Annotated in this window: 12 protein-coding genes and 1 pseudogene; all 13 read right to left on the reverse strand. The window is 72.1% G+C overall.

All coding sequences use genetic code 11. The features are described from left to right. Nucleotides 1-1,525: pseudogene (locus tag BJP25_RS34340) on the reverse strand (hypothetical protein); the annotation flags it as partial. Nucleotides 1,526-1,672: 147 nt separating this feature from the next. Beyond that, nucleotides 1,673-2,689, reverse strand: coding sequence for a polyprenyl synthetase family protein (locus tag BJP25_RS24655; protein ID WP_075977361.1), 1,017 nt, complete (start codon nt 2,687-2,689; stop codon nt 1,673-1,675). 176 nt (nt 2,690-2,865) lie between these two features. Continuing rightward, nucleotides 2,866-4,407, reverse strand: coding sequence for an NADH-quinone oxidoreductase subunit NuoN (nuoN, locus tag BJP25_RS24660; RefSeq protein WP_075977811.1), 1,542 nt, complete (start codon nt 4,405-4,407; stop codon nt 2,866-2,868). A gap of 47 nt (nt 4,408-4,454) precedes the next feature. After that, complete coding sequence (locus BJP25_RS24665) at nt 4,455-6,074, reverse strand: NADH-quinone oxidoreductase subunit M (RefSeq protein ID WP_075977362.1); 1,620 nt, start codon at nt 6,072-6,074, stop codon at nt 4,455-4,457. After that, nucleotides 6,071-8,020, reverse strand: coding sequence for an NADH-quinone oxidoreductase subunit L (gene nuoL, locus BJP25_RS24670; RefSeq protein ID WP_075977812.1), 1,950 nt, complete (start codon nt 8,018-8,020; stop codon nt 6,071-6,073). The genes BJP25_RS24665 and nuoL overlap by 4 nt, the downstream gene beginning before the upstream one ends. A 45-nt stretch (nt 8,021-8,065) precedes the next feature. Further along, nucleotides 8,066-8,365, reverse strand: coding sequence for an NADH-quinone oxidoreductase subunit NuoK (gene nuoK, locus BJP25_RS24675; protein ID WP_075977363.1), 300 nt, complete (start codon nt 8,363-8,365; stop codon nt 8,066-8,068). Further along, entirely contained in the window at nt 8,362-9,204 is an 843-nt protein-coding gene (locus tag BJP25_RS24680) for an NADH-quinone oxidoreductase subunit J (RefSeq protein WP_075977364.1), read from the reverse strand. Before BJP25_RS24680 ends, nuoK begins: the two co-directional genes overlap by 4 nt. Continuing rightward, complete coding sequence (nuoI, locus tag BJP25_RS24685; protein ID WP_075977365.1) at nt 9,201-9,725, reverse strand: NADH-quinone oxidoreductase subunit NuoI; 525 nt, start codon at nt 9,723-9,725, stop codon at nt 9,201-9,203. Before nuoI ends, BJP25_RS24680 begins: the two co-directional genes overlap by 4 nt. Continuing rightward, complete coding sequence (gene nuoH / locus BJP25_RS24690) at nt 9,722-11,026, reverse strand: NADH-quinone oxidoreductase subunit NuoH (RefSeq protein WP_075977366.1); 1,305 nt, start codon at nt 11,024-11,026, stop codon at nt 9,722-9,724. The genes nuoI and nuoH overlap by 4 nt, the downstream gene beginning before the upstream one ends. Continuing rightward, nucleotides 11,023-13,494, reverse strand: coding sequence for an NADH-quinone oxidoreductase subunit G (locus tag BJP25_RS24695; protein WP_075977367.1), 2,472 nt, complete (start codon nt 13,492-13,494; stop codon nt 11,023-11,025). Before BJP25_RS24695 ends, nuoH begins: the two co-directional genes overlap by 4 nt. Then, nucleotides 13,491-14,822 carry an NADH-quinone oxidoreductase subunit NuoF gene (gene nuoF / locus BJP25_RS24700; RefSeq protein WP_408607199.1) on the reverse strand — a complete coding sequence of 444 codons (1,332 nt, stop codon included), beginning with the start codon at nt 14,820-14,822 and terminating at the stop codon, nt 13,491-13,493. The genes BJP25_RS24695 and nuoF overlap by 4 nt, the downstream gene beginning before the upstream one ends. Further along, on the reverse strand, nt 14,819-15,685 hold the full coding sequence (gene nuoE, locus BJP25_RS24705; protein ID WP_075977368.1) for an NADH-quinone oxidoreductase subunit NuoE: 867 nt from the start codon (nt 15,683-15,685) through the stop codon (nt 14,819-14,821). The genes nuoF and nuoE overlap by 4 nt, the downstream gene beginning before the upstream one ends. After that, nucleotides 15,682-17,046: an NADH-quinone oxidoreductase subunit D gene (locus tag BJP25_RS24710; RefSeq protein WP_075977814.1), complete on the reverse strand. Its 1,365-nt coding sequence runs from the start codon at nt 17,044-17,046 to the stop codon at nt 15,682-15,684. Before BJP25_RS24710 ends, nuoE begins: the two co-directional genes overlap by 4 nt. Between the last annotated feature and the right edge of the window lie 5 nt (nt 17,047-17,051).

Genomic DNA, 17,051 nt, shown 5'->3' on the forward strand with positions numbered 1-17,051 from the left:
CGGGGGCGTCGGTCTGGACGCCGAAGGGGACGCGGGTGCGGGGCTTGGCCGGGACGCGCTTGGGCAGGGGGCCGCCGGGGCGCTGCGGGAGGGGGGTGCTGAAGCCCGGGGTGAAACCTGCGGGCACCTCCTCCTCGGGCACCTGGGCGGCGGCGGCCGCGGGCTCCGGCTCGGGCTCGGGCAGCGGCTCGGGGGCGGGCGGTTCCTCGTCGACGGCCGGGACGCGGGGGACGATGCTCGTCTCCGCCGCCGCCTCGTGGGCCGCGCGGGGGCTCAGGGGCTGCTCGGGGGCGAGGCGGTGGCGGCGGTCGGCGGGCAGCACCTCGTCGAGGTCCTGGTCGAGGTCGTCGGCCAGGTCGTCGACGAAGGCCGGGTCGGCGGTCGCGGCCGGGCGGTCGGCGTCCCCGTCCAGGTCGTCGCGGCCGTCCAGGTCGTCGCGGCTGTCGCGGTCGTCGGGGGTGGCCAGGTCGTCGCGGTCGTCGCGGAAGCCGTGCGCGCCGACCGGCTCGTCGTGGCGGTCGTGGGCGCTGAAGAGGTCGTGCCCGTCGCGGTCGTCGTGCTCGGGCAGGTCCTCGGCATGGGGATCAGCACCGAGGTCGGCGTGGAGATCAGCACCGTGGTCGGCGGGCCGGTCGTCGGTGGCGCGCTCGTCGAGGGACTCGATCAGCGCGGCCGGGATCCGGTCGGTGTGCTGGGTGAAGATCGTGCCCGCCGGGCCGCCGTCCGCCACCAGGTCGACCCGGTCGTCGTCGGCGCGCTCGGTGTCGTCGTCCTCGGTGACGACCGCGCGGCCCGCGAACCAGTCCTGACCGTCGGCGTCGAGGTCGCCGGACAGGTCGCGGTCGTCCTCGGCGGAGGGCAGCCGGTCATCGTCGACTCGGTCGAGCTCGTCGAGCCCGTCCCGCCGGTCGTCGAGGTCGTGCCGGGCGCCCGCCAGGTCGCCCAGGTCGCCGAGGTCACCGGAGTGCGCGAGGTCGCCGCGGGCGCGGGTGCCCTCGGGCCGGTCGTCGTCGCGCTGGTCGCGGTCGTCCAGGTGGTCCAGGTCGTCGAGGTCGTCCAGGTCGTCGTCGTGCCGGTCGTCGTCGAAGCGGCGGTCGAACCGGCGCTGGTCGAACTCGTCCTGGTCGAAGGCGCGGTCGGCGCGGGCGGCCGGGATGTAGGTGGTGGTCTCGGCGGCGCCGGGCTCGTCGAAGTCCGCGCGGTCGCGCAGCGCGCCCAGGTCGCCCAGGTCGGCGTACCCGCGGTCGTCGTCGGGGCGGCGGTCGGCGTGGCGGTCGTCGGCGTGGCGGTCGAACTCGTCGGCGCCGAGGGCGGGCACGAGCGCGGTCCGGTCGCGGGCGGGCGGGTCCGGGATGGCGGTCGGGCGGCGGGGCGGCTCGGGCTGGGCCCGGCGCGCGTCGGCCAGCCTGCCCTCCAGCAGCGCGATCCGCTTGCGCGCGGGGTTGGCGATCAGCAACCAGCACAGCAGGGCACCGACCAGGAACCCGGCGAGGCTCCAGATCCACACCTGCCCGAAGAACGGCATCGCCGACGTCTCCCTCCCGCCGCGCCCGTGGTGGCGCGGGTGAAACGGTTGCCCAAGCCTAGGGAAGGCTACTGCGGTCGGGTGAGCGGGAGGTGTGCAGAGGGGCTTTTCACCGGCATGTCACAGTCGATGACACGGGGGTGTCGCTCAGCGCGTCCGGTCGACCACGTAGCGCGTCAGCTCGCGCAGGGCGTCGTTCGCCTCGCCCGGCGGCAGCGCCGCCAGCTCGGTGGTGGCCCGGTCGACGTAGCTGTCCAGGGTCTTGCGCGCCCGCTCCAACCCCGACGAGCGGCGCAGCAGCTCCAGCGCCTCCTCGACCTCGGCGTCGGCGTGGATCGGCCCGGCGAGCAGGGCGACCAGCCGGTCGTCGGCGCCGTCCTGCAGGGCGTAGAGCATCGGCAGGGTCTTGACGCCCTCGCGCAGGTCGGTGCCCGGGGTCTTGCCGGACTCCGCGGCCGGGGAGGCGATGTCGATGACGTCGTCGGAGATCTGGAAGGCCGCCCCGATCACCTCGCCGAAGCGGTGCAGCGCCGCCACCTGCTCGGCGGGGGCGCCGGAGAACATGCCGCCGAAGCGGCCGGAGGTGGCGATCAGCGACCCGGTCTTCTGCCCGATGACGCCCAGGTAGTGCTCCACCGGGTCCTCGTCGCGGGCGCCCACGGTCTCGCGCATCTGCCCGGTGACCAGCTCGCGCATGGTCTCGGCGATGATCCGGGTGGCCTCCGGGCCCAGGTCGGCCACCAGCATCGAGGCGTGCGCGAACAGGAAGTCGCCGGTGAGGATGGCGATCGAGTTGTCCCACCGGGCGTTGGCGCTGGTCTCGCCGCGGCGCATGGTGGCCTCGTCCATGACGTCGTCGTGGTAGAGCGTGGCCAGGTGCACCAGCTCCACGGCGGCGGCCGCGGCAACGACCTGCTCGGTCTGCCCGGCGTTGAACTCGGCGCTGAGCAGGGTGAACAGCGGGCGGAAGCGCTTGCCCCCGGCCTTGACCAGGTGCAGCGCGGCCTGGTCGACGAAGTCGACGTCGCTGTGGACCACCGAGCGCAGCAGCTCCTCCACCCGGCCCAGCCCCGCGACGACGCGCTGGACCAGCTGCGGGTCGGCCGCGTCGAGCCCGAGCGCGGCGGGCAGGTCCGGCAGGGCGGAGTTCTCGGTGGCTGTCACTGCGGCGCGCTCCTGGTGGGGGTGGGTGTGCGGTCGAGCGTACTTCGCCCGGGTACCCGGGTGCCGCGCCGAGTGCCCCCAGCCCGCGGCGAAGTGGTCCAGGCCACAAGACCCGGGAAAGACCGAGGCCGGGCACCCCGGGTGGGGGTGCCCGGCCTCGGCCGGTGCGCGTCGGGCTAGCGGATGGCGAACACGCCGCCGCCCGCCCAGTCCAGGGCGAACGAGGGCGCCAGGCCCAGCAGCAGGGTCACCAGCACGCCCAGGGTGATCGCGGCGGTGGTGAACACCCCCGGCACGGTCACCGTGGGGCCGTCGGCGGCGGGCTCGCTGAAGTACATGAGCACGATCACCCGCAGGTAGAAGAACGCCGCGACCGCCGAGGCGATCAGCGCGACGACCACCAGCGGCGCCATCCCGTCGTCGATCGCGGCCTCGAACACCACGAACTTGCCGACGAACCCGCTGGTGAGCGGGATGCCCGCGAGCGCGAGCAGGATGAAGGTGAACACCCCGGCCACCAGCGGCGAGCGCTTGGCCAGGCCCGCCCACTGCGACAGGTGCGTCGCCTCGCCGGAGGAGTCGCGCACCAGGCTGACCACGCCGAACGCCGCCACCGTGGTGAAGCCGTAGGTGAGCAGGTAGAACAGCGTGCTCGACAGGCCCTTCTCGGTCAGCGCGATCGCGCCGACCAGCAGGAAGCCAGCGTGCGCCACCGAGGAGTAGGCGATCATGCGCTTGACGTCGGTCTGGGTCAGGCCCAGCACCGCGCCGATGAGCATGGACACGATGGCCACGCCCCAGAGCACCCCGCGCCACTCCCAGTGCGTCGACTCGAACGCCACCTGGAGCACGCGCAGGATGCCGCCGAACGCGGCGACCTTCGTGCAGGCGCCCATGAACGCGGTCACCGGGGTCGGCGCGCCCTGGTAGACGTCCGGGGTCCAGGTGTGGAACGGGCCGACCGAGCCCTTGAACAGCAGGCCGACGACCAGCAGGCCCATGCCCGCGAACAGCAGGGTGTCGGAGCGGTCGGAGCCCGCGGCGGCCTCGGCGATGTCGGCCAGCTGCACCGACCCGGCGTAGCCGTAGAGCAGGGCGACGCCGTAGAGGAAGAACGCCGAGGCGAACGCGCCGAGCAGGAAGTACTTGACCGCGGCCTCCTGCGAGAGCAGGCGCCGCCGCCGGGCCAGGCCGCACATCAGGTACAGCGGCAGGGACAGGACCTCCAGCGCGATGAACATCGTCAGCAGGTCGTTGGCCGCGGTGAACACCATCATGCCGCCGAGGGCGAACAGCGTCAGCGGGAAGACCTCGGTCTGCATGCCGGTGGAGGTGGCCTGCGCCCGGTCCTGCACGGTGCCGGGGCGGATGGCCGCGGTGGCCACGAACGCGCCGCCCGGCTCGACCGACCGGTCGGCGATGAGCAGCACCGAGCCCAGGCCCAGGGCCAGCAGCGTGCCCCAGAGGAACATCGCGGGCCGGTCGACCGCCAGCGCCCCGGAGAGCACCAGCTCACCGCCCGCCGGGGCGTTGGCGAAGTGGATGCCGAGGGCGACGCCGGAGGCGGCCAGCGCCAGCAGCGACAGCACGACCTGGCCTGCCCACCGCTGGTGGCGGGGCAGGAAGGCCTCGAACAGCACCCCGACGCAGGCCGCGCCCAGCACGATGAGGATCGGCCAGGTGGACCCGACGCCCGGCGGCACCTCGACCTGCTGCACCGGGGCCGGGGCGGGCTGGGCCTGCGCGAGGAACAAGACCGTGGACGTCACTGGCACTGCCTCTCTGCGGACTGGACCGGGTCGGCCTGGCCCGCGGCGCACATCGTGGCCGCCACGGTCGGCTCCACGGTGGCCAGCACGGGCTTGGGGTAGATGCCCAGGCCGACGACCAGCACGAGCATCGGGGCGAGCACCCACTTCTCCCGGCTGGACAGGTCGAGGATCTTCTTCGTCTCGGTCTGGGTGGCGGTGGCCACGGAGCCGCCCCCGGCCACCTGCTCGGCCGCCGCGCCGCCGGTGAGGGCGGCGCCGCGCAGCGGGCCCTGCATGACCCGCTGGTAGAGCCAGAGCACGTAGAGCGCGGCGAAGATCATCCCGACGGTGGCGATGATCGTGTACACCGGCGCCTTGGGGTAGGAGCCGATGAGCACCAGGAACTCGGAGACGAACGAGTTGGTGCCCGGCAGCGACAGCGTGGACAGCCCCGCGATGAGGAACATGCCGCCCAGCAGCGGGGTCAGCTTGGCCATGCCGCCGTAGTCGGCGATGCGGGTGGAACCGCCGCGCGCGATCACCATGCCGATGACCAGGATCAGCATGCCGGTGGCGATGCTGTGGTTGACCATGTAGGTCACCGACCCGGTCAGCGACTGGGTGCTGAAGGCGAAGATGCCCAGCGCGATGAAGCCGAAGTGGGCGATGGACACGTAGGCGACGAACCGCTTCATGTCCGTCTGGCCCACCGCCAGCAGCGAGCCGTACACCACGCCCGCCACCGCGAGCACCAGCACCAGCGGCGCCAGGGTGTCGCTGGCCGCGGGGAACAGCGGCAGCAGGTAGCGCAGGAACCCGAAGGTGCCCACCTTGTCCAGGATGCCGACCAGCAGCACGGCCACGCCGATCGGCGCCTCCGCGGTCGCGTCCGGCAGCCAGGTGTGCAGCGGCACCAGCGGCGCCTTCACCGCGAAGGCGATGAAGAAGCCGAACCACAGCCACACCTGCGTCGACAGCGGCGCGTCGCTGGCCACCCGGACCAGGTCGGCCCACTCGAAGGTGCCGGTGCCCAGCTCGTCGACCGACATCGAGTAGAGCGCGATCACCGAGGCCAGCATGATCAGGCCGCCGAGGAAGGAGTACAGGAAGAACTTCACCGCCGCGTACTGCCTGCGCGCCCCGCCGAAGGAGCCGATGAGGAAGTACATCGGGATCAGCATGATCTCGAACAGCACGTAGAACAGGAACACGTCGGTCGCGGCGAACACCCCGACGGTCAGCGCCTGCTCCAGCAGGATCAGCGCGAAGAACCCGCCCGCGGTGCGGCCCTCGGGCAGCTTCTCGGTCCACCCGGCGCCGATCACCAGCGGCACCAGCAGGCCGATGACGGCGATCATCACGACCGCGATGCCGTCGACGCCGAAGGACAGGTGCACCCCGAACGCGGGGATCCAGTCGAAGGAGAAGTACTGCTGCAACCGCGCGCCGTCGGCCTGGAACAGCACCCAGGACACGATGCCGAGGGCGAACTCGGCCACCGAGAAGCCCAGCGCGGCCAGCTTGGCCACCCGGTCGTCGCGGCGCAGGCCGGTCACCACCGCCGCGCCCACCAGCGGGAGCAGCAGCAGGGCGCCCAGCACCCAGGAGCCGCTCCCCGAGACCTCGCCTGTCATCCGAACCTCACCATCAGCAGTGCGGCGACCACCAGGATCGACCCGCCGAGCATGGACAGCGCGTAGGAGCGCACGAAGCCGGTCTGCGCCCGGCGCAGCCGCCCGGAGCTGCCGCCCAGGCCCGCCGCGATGCCGTTGACCAGGCCGTCGACGCCGCGGTTGTCCACGAACACCAGTGCCCGGGTGAGCCAGGTGCCGGGACGGGCGAACAGCGCCTCGTTCAGGTGGTTGCCGTAGAGGTCGGCGCGGGCGGCGCGGACCGGGAACGACACCCGGCGCGGCCGCTCGACCGGCTGCTCACCGCGGCCGAAGAGCAGGAACGCGATCCCGGCGCCGACCGCGGCCAGCGCGACGGCGAGGACGCCGACCAGCGCGTGCGGGATCGGGCCGTGGGTCTCGACGACCTCGCCGATGGAGGGCTCCAGCCAGCCGGGGAGCACCGCGGCGAGGATGCCGCCCGCGAACACCGAGCCGAGCGAGAGCACGACCATCGGGATGGTCATGGTGGCCGGGGACTCGTGCGGGTGGTAGGGCTTGCCCGCCGGGACCTCGGGGCTCTCCGGGTCCTCGTGCGCCGGGCTGGTCAGGTTCTCCCAGCGCGGCTTGCCCAGGAACACCAGGATGAGCAGGCGGGTCATGTAGAACGCGGTCAGGCCCGCGCCCAGCAGCGCGATGCCGCCGAAGATCCACCCGCGCGCCCCGCCCTGGCCGAGCGCGGCGTTGATGATCTCGTCCTTGGAGAAGTACCCGGACAGGAACGGGAAGCCGATCAGCGCGGCGTAGCCGAGCACCCAGGTCCAGAAGGTGATCGGCATCTTCTTCCACAGCCCGCCCATCCGGCGGATGTCGCCCTCGTCGTTCATGGCGTGCATGACCGACCCGGCGCCGAGGAACAGCCCGGCCTTGAAGAAGCCGTGGGTGAGCAGGTGCAGGATGCCGAAGGCGTACCCGGCCGGGCCCAGGCCCACGGCCAGGATCATGTAGCCGATCTGGCTGACCGTGGAGTAGGCCAGCACCTTCTTGAAGTCGTCGTAGGCGCAGCCGATGACGCACCCGAGCAGCAGCGTGAACGCGCCGATGATCATCACGACCAGCCGGGCGTCCTCGGCCTGCGGCAGCGAGTACAGCGGGCTGGAGCGGGCGATGAGGTACACGCCCGCGGTCACCATGGTCGCGGCGTGGATCAGCGCCGACACCGGGGTCGGGCCCGCCATCGCGTCGGGCAGCCAGGCCTGGAGCGGGAACTGGCCGGACTTGCCGCAGGCGCCGAGCAGCAGCAGCAGGCCGATCGCGACGACCAGGCCGGTCGGCGCGCCCTGCACCCGCTCGAAGACCTCGGTGTACTGGGTGGTCCCGAAGTTCTTGAACATCAGGAAGATCGCCAGCGCCAGGCCGACGTCACCGACGCGGTTCATCAGGAACGCCTTCTTGGCCGCGGTGGCCGCGAAGTCCTTGCCCTGGTACCAGCCGATGAGCAGGTAGGACGCCAGGCCGACGCCCTCCCAGCCGAAGTAGAGCGTCACGAAGCTGTTGCCCAGCACCAGCAGGAGCATGGCCGCGACGAACAGGTTCAGGTAGGCGAAGAAGCGCCGCCGGTCGTCGAGCTCGTGGCTCATGTAGCCGATCGAGTACACGTGGATCAGCGACCCGACCCCGGTGATCAGCAGCACGAAGGTCAGCGAGAGCGGGTCGATCCGCAGCCCGAAGTCGACCTGGAGCGCCCCGACCGAGATCCAGTCGAACACGTGCAGGTTGCGCAGCTGGTTGCTGCTGGGTTCGAAGAACAGCACCAGGCCGTAGACGAACGCCGCCGCGACGGTGGCGCACCCGAGCAGGTGGCCCCACCGGTTGGTGCGCTTGCCGCCGATGAGCAGCACGGCCGCGCCGAGCGCGGGCAGGGCGAGCAGCAGCCAGGCCGCGCCCGCCGCGCCGGAGGCGTCGGTCACGCCCTCGGCGAGAGTGGTGGTGGTACCCGTGATCACCCGTTCCCCCTAGTACTTCAGCAGGTTGGCGTCGTCGACCGAGGCCGTGCGGCGGGTGCGGAAGATCGACAGGATGATGGCCAGGCCGACCACGACCTCGGCGGCGGCCACCACCATCACGAAGAAGCCCATCACCTGTCCGTCGAGCTGGCCCCACAGCCGCGCGAAGGTCACCAGGGACAGGTTCACCGCGTTGAGCATCAGCTCCACGCACATGAACACGACGATCGCGTTGCGGCGGACCAGCACGCCGACCGCGCCGATGGTGAACAGCAGCGCGGACAGCAGCAGGTAGTACGTCGGCGTCATTCCGCCTCCTCCTCGCGGGGCGCCAGCGACCGGGTGCCGGGGGTGGGCCCGGTGCCCGCCACGGCCTTGCGCTCGGCCGCCAGCCGCTCGGCGGCGGTGGACTCGATGAGCCGCGACAGCGACTCCGGGGCCACCGAGCCGTCGGGCAGCAGGGCCGGGGTGGCCACCGAGTTGGCGGTGGCGAACACGCCGGGGCCCGGCAGCGGCGACGGGCGGTCGTGCTCGCCGCGGAAGCGGGCCTCGACCAACTCCTTCTGCGTGCGGCGGCCGCGCTGGTGGCGGTCGACGTAGCCCAGGATCATCGCCCCGACCGCGGCGGTGATGAGCAGCGCCGAGGTCAGCTCGAACGGGAACAGGTACTTGGTGAAGATGGACTGGCCGATGTTGGCCACGTTGCCGCGACCGCCGTTGGCGCCCTCCCCGGCCAGGCCGATGTCCCGCACGCCGGTGAGCGCGCGGGCCACCGCGGCCACGACCAGCACGGCCAGGCCGACGCCGAGCACGCCCGCCCACAGCCGCTGGCCGCGCAGCACCTCGACCACCGAGTCGGAGGCGTCGCGGCCGACGAGCATGAGCACGAACAGGAACAGCATCATGATCGCGCCGGTGTAGACGATGATCTGCACGAAGCCGAGGAACGGCGCCTGCTGGACCATGTAGAGGCAGCCCAGCGACAGCATCGTCAGCACCAGGAACAGCGCCGAGTGCACGGCGTTGCGGGCGAAGACCATGCCCAGGCCGCCAGCGAGGGCCAGCGGGCCGAGCACCCAGAACGCGACCGCCTCACCGGTGGAGACGGTGGCCTCGGCCTGCTGGGCGAGCAGGAGCGCGGCGCTCACTGGACCCCCTCCCCGCGGGCGAGCTGCGGGCCGTTGACGTAGTAGTCCTGCTCGTCCTCGCCCAGGCGCATCGGGTGCGGGGGCTGCTCCATGCCCGGCAGCAGCGGCGCGAGCAGCTGCTCCTTGGTGTAGATCAGCCGCCGCCGGTCGTCGTCGGCCAGCTCGAAGTCGTTGAGCATGGTCAGCGAGCGGGTCGGGCAGGCCTCGATGCACAGGCCGCAGCCGATGCAGCGCAGGTAGTTGATCTGGTAGTCGGCGCCGTAGCGCTCACCCGGGGAGTAGCGCTCCTCGTCGGTGTTGTCGCCGCCCTCGACGAAGATCGCGTCCGCCGGGCAGGCCCACGCGCACAGCTCGCAGCCGACGCACTTCTCCAGCCCGTCCGGGTGCCGGTTGAGCTGGTGCCTGCCGTGGTAGCGGGGGGCGGTGCCGGGGAAGTCCTCCGGGTACTCCTCGGTGACGACCTTCTTGAACATCGTCGAGAAGGTGACGCCGAACCCCTTGAGGGGGTCGAAGATGCTCACTGCTCTGTCTCCTCCTTGGCGCCCGCGCCCACCGACGCGGTCTGGCGCTTGCGCCGCTGGCGCGCCGACCTGGCCAGCGCGGCCTTGTCCGGCACCTGCAGGTCCAGCGGCGGGATCGGGTAGCCGCCGCCGGTGATCGGCACCCGGTCCTCGTCCTGCTCGGGGGCCTTGCCGCTGGGCAGCAGCAGGCTGAGGCCGATCAGCACGACCAGCACCACGCCGATGGTGATGAGCACGGTGGTCGTGGAGACCTCGGTGGAGTTGCGGAAGGCGCGCATCGCGACGATGGCCACGATCCACACCAGGTTGGCCGGGACCAGCACCTTCCAGCCCAGCCGCATGAACTGGTCGTAGCGCAGGCGGGGCAGCGTGCCGCGCAGCCAGATGAAGATGAACAGGAAGACCAGCGTCTTGGCCAGGAACCACAGCACCGGCCACCAGCCGGTGTTGAGGTAGTTGTCGCCGATGAGCGACAGCGGCCACGGGGCCATGTACCCGCCGAGGAAGAGCGTGGTGCAGAACCCGGAGACGATGATCATGTTGACGTACTCGGCCAGGAAGAACAGCGCGAACTTCATCGACGAGTACTCGGTGTGGAAGCCGCCGACCAGCTCCGACTCGGCCTCGGGGAGGTCGAACGGCGCGCGGTTGGTCTCGCCCACCATGGAGATGGTGTAGATGACGAAGCTGGGGATGAGCAGGTAGAAGAACCACCCGCCGGACTGCGCGTCGACGATGTCGCCGGTGGACATCGACCCCGCGTAGAGGATCACCGCGACCAGCGACAGGCCCATCGCGATCTCGTAGGAGATCACCTGCGCCGCCGAGCGCAGCCCGCCCAGCAGCGGGTACGGCGAGCCGGAGGCCCAGCCGGCGAGCACGATGCCGTAGACGCCCATCGACGAGCAGGCCAGCACCACCAGCACGCCGACCGGCAGGTCGACCAGCTGCAGCACGGTGCGCTCACCGAAGATCGAGACCTCCGGGCCGAACGGGATCACCGAGAAGGCCAGGAACGCCGGGACCGCCGAGACCACCGGGGCCAGGAAGTAGACCTTCCGGTCGGCGGTGTCGGGGATGATCTGCTCCTTGAACGGGAGCTTGAGGCCGTCGGCCAGCGACTGCAACCAGCCGCCGGGGCCCACCCGGTTGGGACCGGGGCGCTGCTGCATGCGCCCGACCGCCTTGCGCTCCCAGGCGATCATGAACAGCGTCATCAGCGCGCCGATGAGCAGCAGCGCGACCGCCTTGACGGCGATCAGCCAGAGCGGGTCGTCGGCGAGCAGTTCTGCCCTGGTCATGCGATGCCTCCAGCGTTGACCTCGGCGGCGCTGACCGAGACGAGGTCGCCGTGCCCAGCGCCGAGCACCCGGCGGGTCTGCGAGCCTGGCGAGTTCAGCGGCAGCCACACCACGCCGTCGGGCAGGTCGGCCAGGACCAGCGGCAGGCGCAGCGCGCCCCGGTCGGTGGCCACCTCGACGCCGCCGCCCGCGGTCAGGCCCAGCGCGGCCGCGGTGCCCGGGGACACCCTGGCCACGACCGGGCGGGCGGTGCCTGCCAGGTGCGGCTCGTCGTCCTGCAGCGACCCCAGGTCGAGCAGCATCCGCCAGCCCGCCAGCACCGCCTGGCCGGGGCCCGCGAGCGGGGGGTCCGGGGTCGCGGTCGGGGCGGGGGCGGTGCGGGCCACCGCGCCGAGGCGGGTGAGCTCGGCGCCGCTGGCGGCCGGGGTCTGGGTGAACAGGTCCACGTCCATCTCGACGGCGAGCGAGTCCAGCACCCGGCAGTCCGGCAGCGCGCCGGTGCCCTCCAGGGTGTTGCCGAACGGGCGGACCCGGCCCTCCCAGTTGACGTAGCTGCCCGCCTTCTCCACCGCCGGGGCGATGGGGAGCACGACGTCGGCGTGCGCGGTGACCGCGCTGTGCCGCAGCTCCAGGCTCACCACGAAGCCCGCGGCGGCCAGCGCCCGCTCGGCCAGCTCCGGGTCGGCCAGGTCGCCGGGGTCGACACCCGCGACGACCAGGCCGTCGAGCACGCCCGCGGCGGCCGCGGACAGGATGGCGTCGACGTCGCGGCCCGGTGCCGCGGGCAGCGCGCCCTCGGCCAGGCCCCAGGCCTGCTCGACCGCGGCGCGGGCGCCGGGGTCGGTGACGAGCCTGCCGCCGGGCAGCAGCGTCGGGGCGCAGCCCGCTTCGAGCGCGCCGCGCTCACCGGCGCGGCGCGGGATCCAGGCGAGCCCGGCCCCGGTCTGCTCGGCCAGCCGCAGCACCTCGGTCAGCAGGCCGGGCACCAGGGCCGCGCGCTCGCCGACCAGGATGACCGCGCCCGGCGCGCTCAGCGCCGCGGCGATGTCCGGGGCGTTGGTGGCCAGCTTCCGCAGCGTGTGGGGCTCGGTGCCGGGGGCGGCGGAGAGCAGGGTGCCGAACGTCTTCTCCACGCTGGGGGTGGTCCACTGCCCGAGGTGGTAGACCTTCGCCCCGTTCTTGCGGGCCGCCTTGCGCAGCCGCAGGAACACGATCGGCGCCTCCTCCTCCGGCTCGAACGCCACGCACAGCGCGGTGGGGGCGTTCTCGATGCCGGTGAAGGTGACCCCGGTCTCCGGGGTGGTGCCGACCACCGACGACGCCAGGAACTCCAGCTCCTCGGCCGACTGCGGGCGGGCCCGGAAGTCGATGTCGTTGGTGCGCAGGGCGATCCGGGCGAACTTGGCGTAGGCGTAGGCGTCCTCGACGGTCAGCCGACCGCCGGTGAGCACCGCGGCGCCCTTGCCGTCGCGGGCCTTGGCCAGGCCCTCGGCGGCCACCTGCAGCGCCTCGGTCCAGCTCGCCTCGACCAGCTCGCCGGTGGCCGCGTCGCGCACCAGCGGCCGGGTGACCCGGTCGCCCGCGGTGGCGTAGCGGAAGGCGAACCGGCCGCGGTCGCAGAGCCACTCCTCGTTGACCTCGGGGTCGTCGCCCGCGAGCTTGCGCATGACCTTGCCGCGCCGCCAGTCCGTGCGCTCGGCGCAGCCGGACGAGCAGTGCTCGCACACGCTCGGGGTGGACACCAGGTCGAACGGCCGCGACCGGAACCGGTAGGCCGCCGAGGTGAGCGCGCCGACCGGGCAGATCTGGATGGTGTTGCCGGAGAAGTAGCTCTGGAAGGGCTTCTCCTCGGCGATGCCGATCTGCTGCTGGGCGCCGCGCTCGAGCAGCTCGATGAACGGGTCGCCCGCGATCTGCGCGGAGAAGCGGGTGCACCGCTGGCACAGCACGCAGCGCTCGCGGTCGAGCAGCACCTGGGTGCTGATCGGCAGCGGCTTGGGGAAGGTCCGCTTGGTCTCGACGAACCGCGACTCGGTGCGGCCGTGCGCCATCGCCTGGTTCTGCAGCGGGCACTCGCCGCCCTTGTCGCAGATCGGGCAGTCGAGCGGGTGGTTGATGAGCAGCAGCTCCATCACGCCCTGCTGGGCCTTGTCCGCCCGCGGCGAGGTCAGCTGGGTCTTGACCACCATGCCGTCGGCGACGGTGATGGTGCAGCTGGCCTGCGGCTTGGGCATCGGCCGCCCGCCCATCTCCACCTCGACCAGGCACTGCCTGCAGGCACCGGCCGGGTCGAGCAGGGGGTGGTCGCAGAAGCGGGGGATGGTGATGCCCAGCCGCTCGGCGGTGCGGATGACCAGCTCGCCCTTGGGCGCGTCGACCTCGACGCCGTCGATGGTCAGCCGCACGTGGCCGTCGGGGACGGGCGTGGCGGTGCTGTTCCCGGTGGGGTTCTCCGGCGCGATCGTCATGAGCGTGCTCCCGCGAGCTCGGGGGCGCTCCCGGCGGGCTGCTGCTGGCAGAGCGCGAGGAACTCGTCCCGGAAGTACTTGATGCCGCTGGTGATCGGGGACACCGCGCCGTCGCCGAGGGCGCAGAACGACCGCCCCAGGATGTTGTCGCAGATGTCGAGCAGCGTGTCGATGTCCTCGGGCGTGCCCTTGCCGTCGAGCATCCGCTCCAGGATGCCGGTGAGCCAGTAGGTGCCCTCCCGGCACGGGGTGCACTTGCCGCAGGACTCGTGCTCGTAGAACTGGCTCCACTTCATCACCGCCCACGGCACGGACACGGTCTCGTTGAAGACCATGACCGCGGTGGTGCCGAGCATGGAGCCCGCGCCCGCCGCGCCCTCGAAGTCCAGCGGGACGTCGAGGTGCTCGGCGGTGAACATCGGGGTGGACGAGCCGCCGGGGGTCCAGAACTTCAGCGGGATGCCGTCCTTCATGCCCCCCGCCAGCTCCAGCAGCTCGCGCAGCGTGGTGCCCAGCGGCGCCTCGAACTGCCCGGGGTTGGTGACGTGGCCGGAGATCGAGTAGATCTTCGGGCCGGGCGACTTCTCGGTGCCCATGGTGCGGAACCAGTCCGACCCGCCGTTGACGATGAACGGCACGCTGGCGATGGTCTCGACGTTGTTGATCGTGGTGGGCGCGCTGTAGAGGCCCGCGGCGGCGGGGAACGGCGGCTTGAGCCGCGGCTGGCCGCGGCGGCCCTCCAGCGAGTCCAGCAGCGCGGTCTCCTCGCCGCAGATGTAGGCGCCCGCCCCGGCGTGCACCACGATCTCCAGGTCGTAGCCGGTGCCGAGGATGTCGGTGCCCAGGTAGCCCGCGGCCTTGGCCTCGCGCACGGCGGCGTTGAGCCTGCGGATGCAGTGCAGCGCCTCGCCGCGCACGTAGATGAAGCAGTGGTGCGCCCGCATGGCGTAGGAGGCGATGACGCAGCCCTCGATGAGCGAGTGCGGGTCGGCCATCATCAGCGGGATGTCCTTGCACGTGCCCGGCTCGCCCTCGTCGGCGTTGATCACCAGGTAGTGCGGCTTGTCCTCGTTGGGCGGCATGAACGACCACTTGACGCCCGCGGGGAAGCCCGCGCCGCCGCGGCCGCGCAGGCCGGAGGCCTTGACCAGCTCGACGAGCTGCTCCGGGGTCCCGGCGAGCGCCTTGCGCAGGGCGGTGTAGCCCTCCAGCTGCTCGTAGGTCCGGATCGACCACGAGGTCGGGGACAGCCAGCGCTTGGTCAGCACGGGGGTGACCGGCGCGGGCTTGTTGATGGTGGGGGCGTTGTCGGCCTGGGGACTGGTCACTTCTTCTCCACCTCCGGCAGCGGTGCCTCAGCGGGGTAGGGCTTGGCGGTCCACCCGCGGTCCTCGGCGAGCTTGGCCCCGCGCAGGGTCTCCACCGCCGCGCTCGGCCCGTCCACGCCCGCCCGGTAGTCGGCCTCGTCCTCGGGCCAGAACCCGGCCAGTTCCAGCTCCGCGGTGCGGAAGTCGCGCAGCGGGGCGCCCCGGGTGGGCGCGGGGCGCTGCCCGGCGCGCAGGGCGTCCACCAGCTCCACCGCGGACTCGACGGTCTGGTTGTCGAAGAACTCGTAGTTGACCTGGATGACCGGGCCGAGGTCGCAGGCGGCCAGGCACTCGGCGTGCTCCAGGGTCACCGAACCGGGCTCGCCCGGCTCCCCGACCGTCTCGTTGTGGCCGAGCTTGCGGCCGTCGGTGCCCAGGTGCTCCCCGAGCTTGGCGTAGATGGCGTCGCCGCCCAGCGCCGCGCACAGGGTGTTGGTGCACACGCTGACCAGGTGCTCACCGCACGTCTTGCGCTTGTACATGGTGTAGAAGGTGGCCACCGCGGCGACCTCGGCGTCGGTGAGGCCGAGCTGGCGGGCGCAGAACTGGATGCCCGCCTGCGAGACCCGCCCCTGCACCGACTGCACCAGGTGCAGCATCGGCAGCAGCGCGGAGCGCGACTGCGGGTACCGAACGACGATCTCCGCGGCCTTGTCCACCACTCCGTCGAAGACCGACAGGTCCTCGGCGACCTCGGTCACCAGGTGCCCGGCCTCGACCGGCGCGATGCCGGTGACGTCGGTGTCGGCCACCCCCGACTGGTGCGTCCCGCCCGCGCCCACGCCGGAGCCGCCGTAGGTGGAACCGGTGCTGCTGCCGGTCATCGGTCACATCCCCCCATCACCGGGTCGAGCGAGGCCACGGCCGCGATGACGTCGGCGACCATGCCGCCCTCGGACATCGCGGGCATCGCCTGCAGGTTGACGAAGCTGGGTTCGCGCACGTGCACGCGCATCGGCCGGGTGCCGCCGTCGGAGACCACGTGGTAGCCCAGCTCGCCGCGCGGGGACTCCACCGGCACGTACACCTGGCCCGCGGGCACCTGGAAGCCCTCGGTGACCAGCTTGAAGTGGTGGATCAGCGACTCCATCGACTGACCCATGATCTTGCGGACGTGCTCCAGGGAGTTGCCCATGCCGTCCGAGCCGATGGACAGCTTGGCGGGCCAGGCGACCTTCTGGTCCTCGACCATCACCGGGCCGGGCTCCAGCTTGCGCAGCGCCTGCTCGATGATCCGCAGCGACTGGTGGATCTCCTCGACCCGGATCAGGTAGCGGGCGTAGGAGTCGGCCGCGGTGTCGGTGGGCACCTCGAAGTCGTAGTCCTGGTAGCCCAGGTACGGCTCGACCTTGCGCAGGTCCCAGGCCAGGCCCGCGGAGCGCAGCACCGGGCCGGTGATGCCCAGCGCCAGGCAGGCGTCGACGGGCAGGTAGCCGACCCCCTGGAGCCTGCCCTTCCAGATGGGCTGGCCGGTGAGGAGCTTGTCGTAGTCCGGCAGGCGCTTGTTCATCACCCGCAGGAAGTCCTTGATCTTCTCCTCGTAGTCGTCCGGGAGGTCCTGGGCGACGCCGCCGGGGCGGATGAACGCGTGGTTCATCCGCAGGCCGGTGAGGTGCTCCAGCAGGTGCAGCACCTCCTCGCGCTCGCGGAAGCCCGCGGTCATCGCGGTGAGCGCGCCCAGCTCCATGCCGCCGGTGGCCAGCGCCACCAGGTGCGAGCCGATCCGGTTGATCTCCAGCAGCAGCACCCGGATCACCTGGGCGCGGGTCGGCGCCTCGATGCCGAGCAGCTTCTCCACCGACAGGCAGTAGGCGGCCTCGTTGGACAGCGGCGCGAGGTAGTCCATCCGCGTCACGAAGGTGACGCCCTGGGTCCAGGTGCGGTACTCGCAGTTCTTCTCGATGCCGGTGTGCAGGTAGCCGATCACCGAGCGGGCCTGGGTGACGGTCTCGCCCTCCAGTTCCAGCACCAGCCGCAGCACGCCGTGCGTGGACGGGTGCTGCGGGCCCAGGTTGATCACGATGCGCTCGTCGTGGACGGCGTCCTCAAGCACCTGGTCCCAGTCGCCGCCGGTGACGGTGTAGACCCGGCCCTCGGTGGTCTCGCGCTCCTGGGCGTACTCGGCGTCGCGGCTGTCGGCGCCCTGCGCGCTGGTGTCGGTGCCGGTGGCGGCGTCGGAGAGCACGTTCT

Origin of the sequence: Actinokineospora bangkokensis, from assembly GCF_001940455.1 — a bacterium.
Lineage (GTDB): Bacteria > Actinomycetota > Actinomycetes > Mycobacteriales > Pseudonocardiaceae > Actinokineospora > Actinokineospora bangkokensis.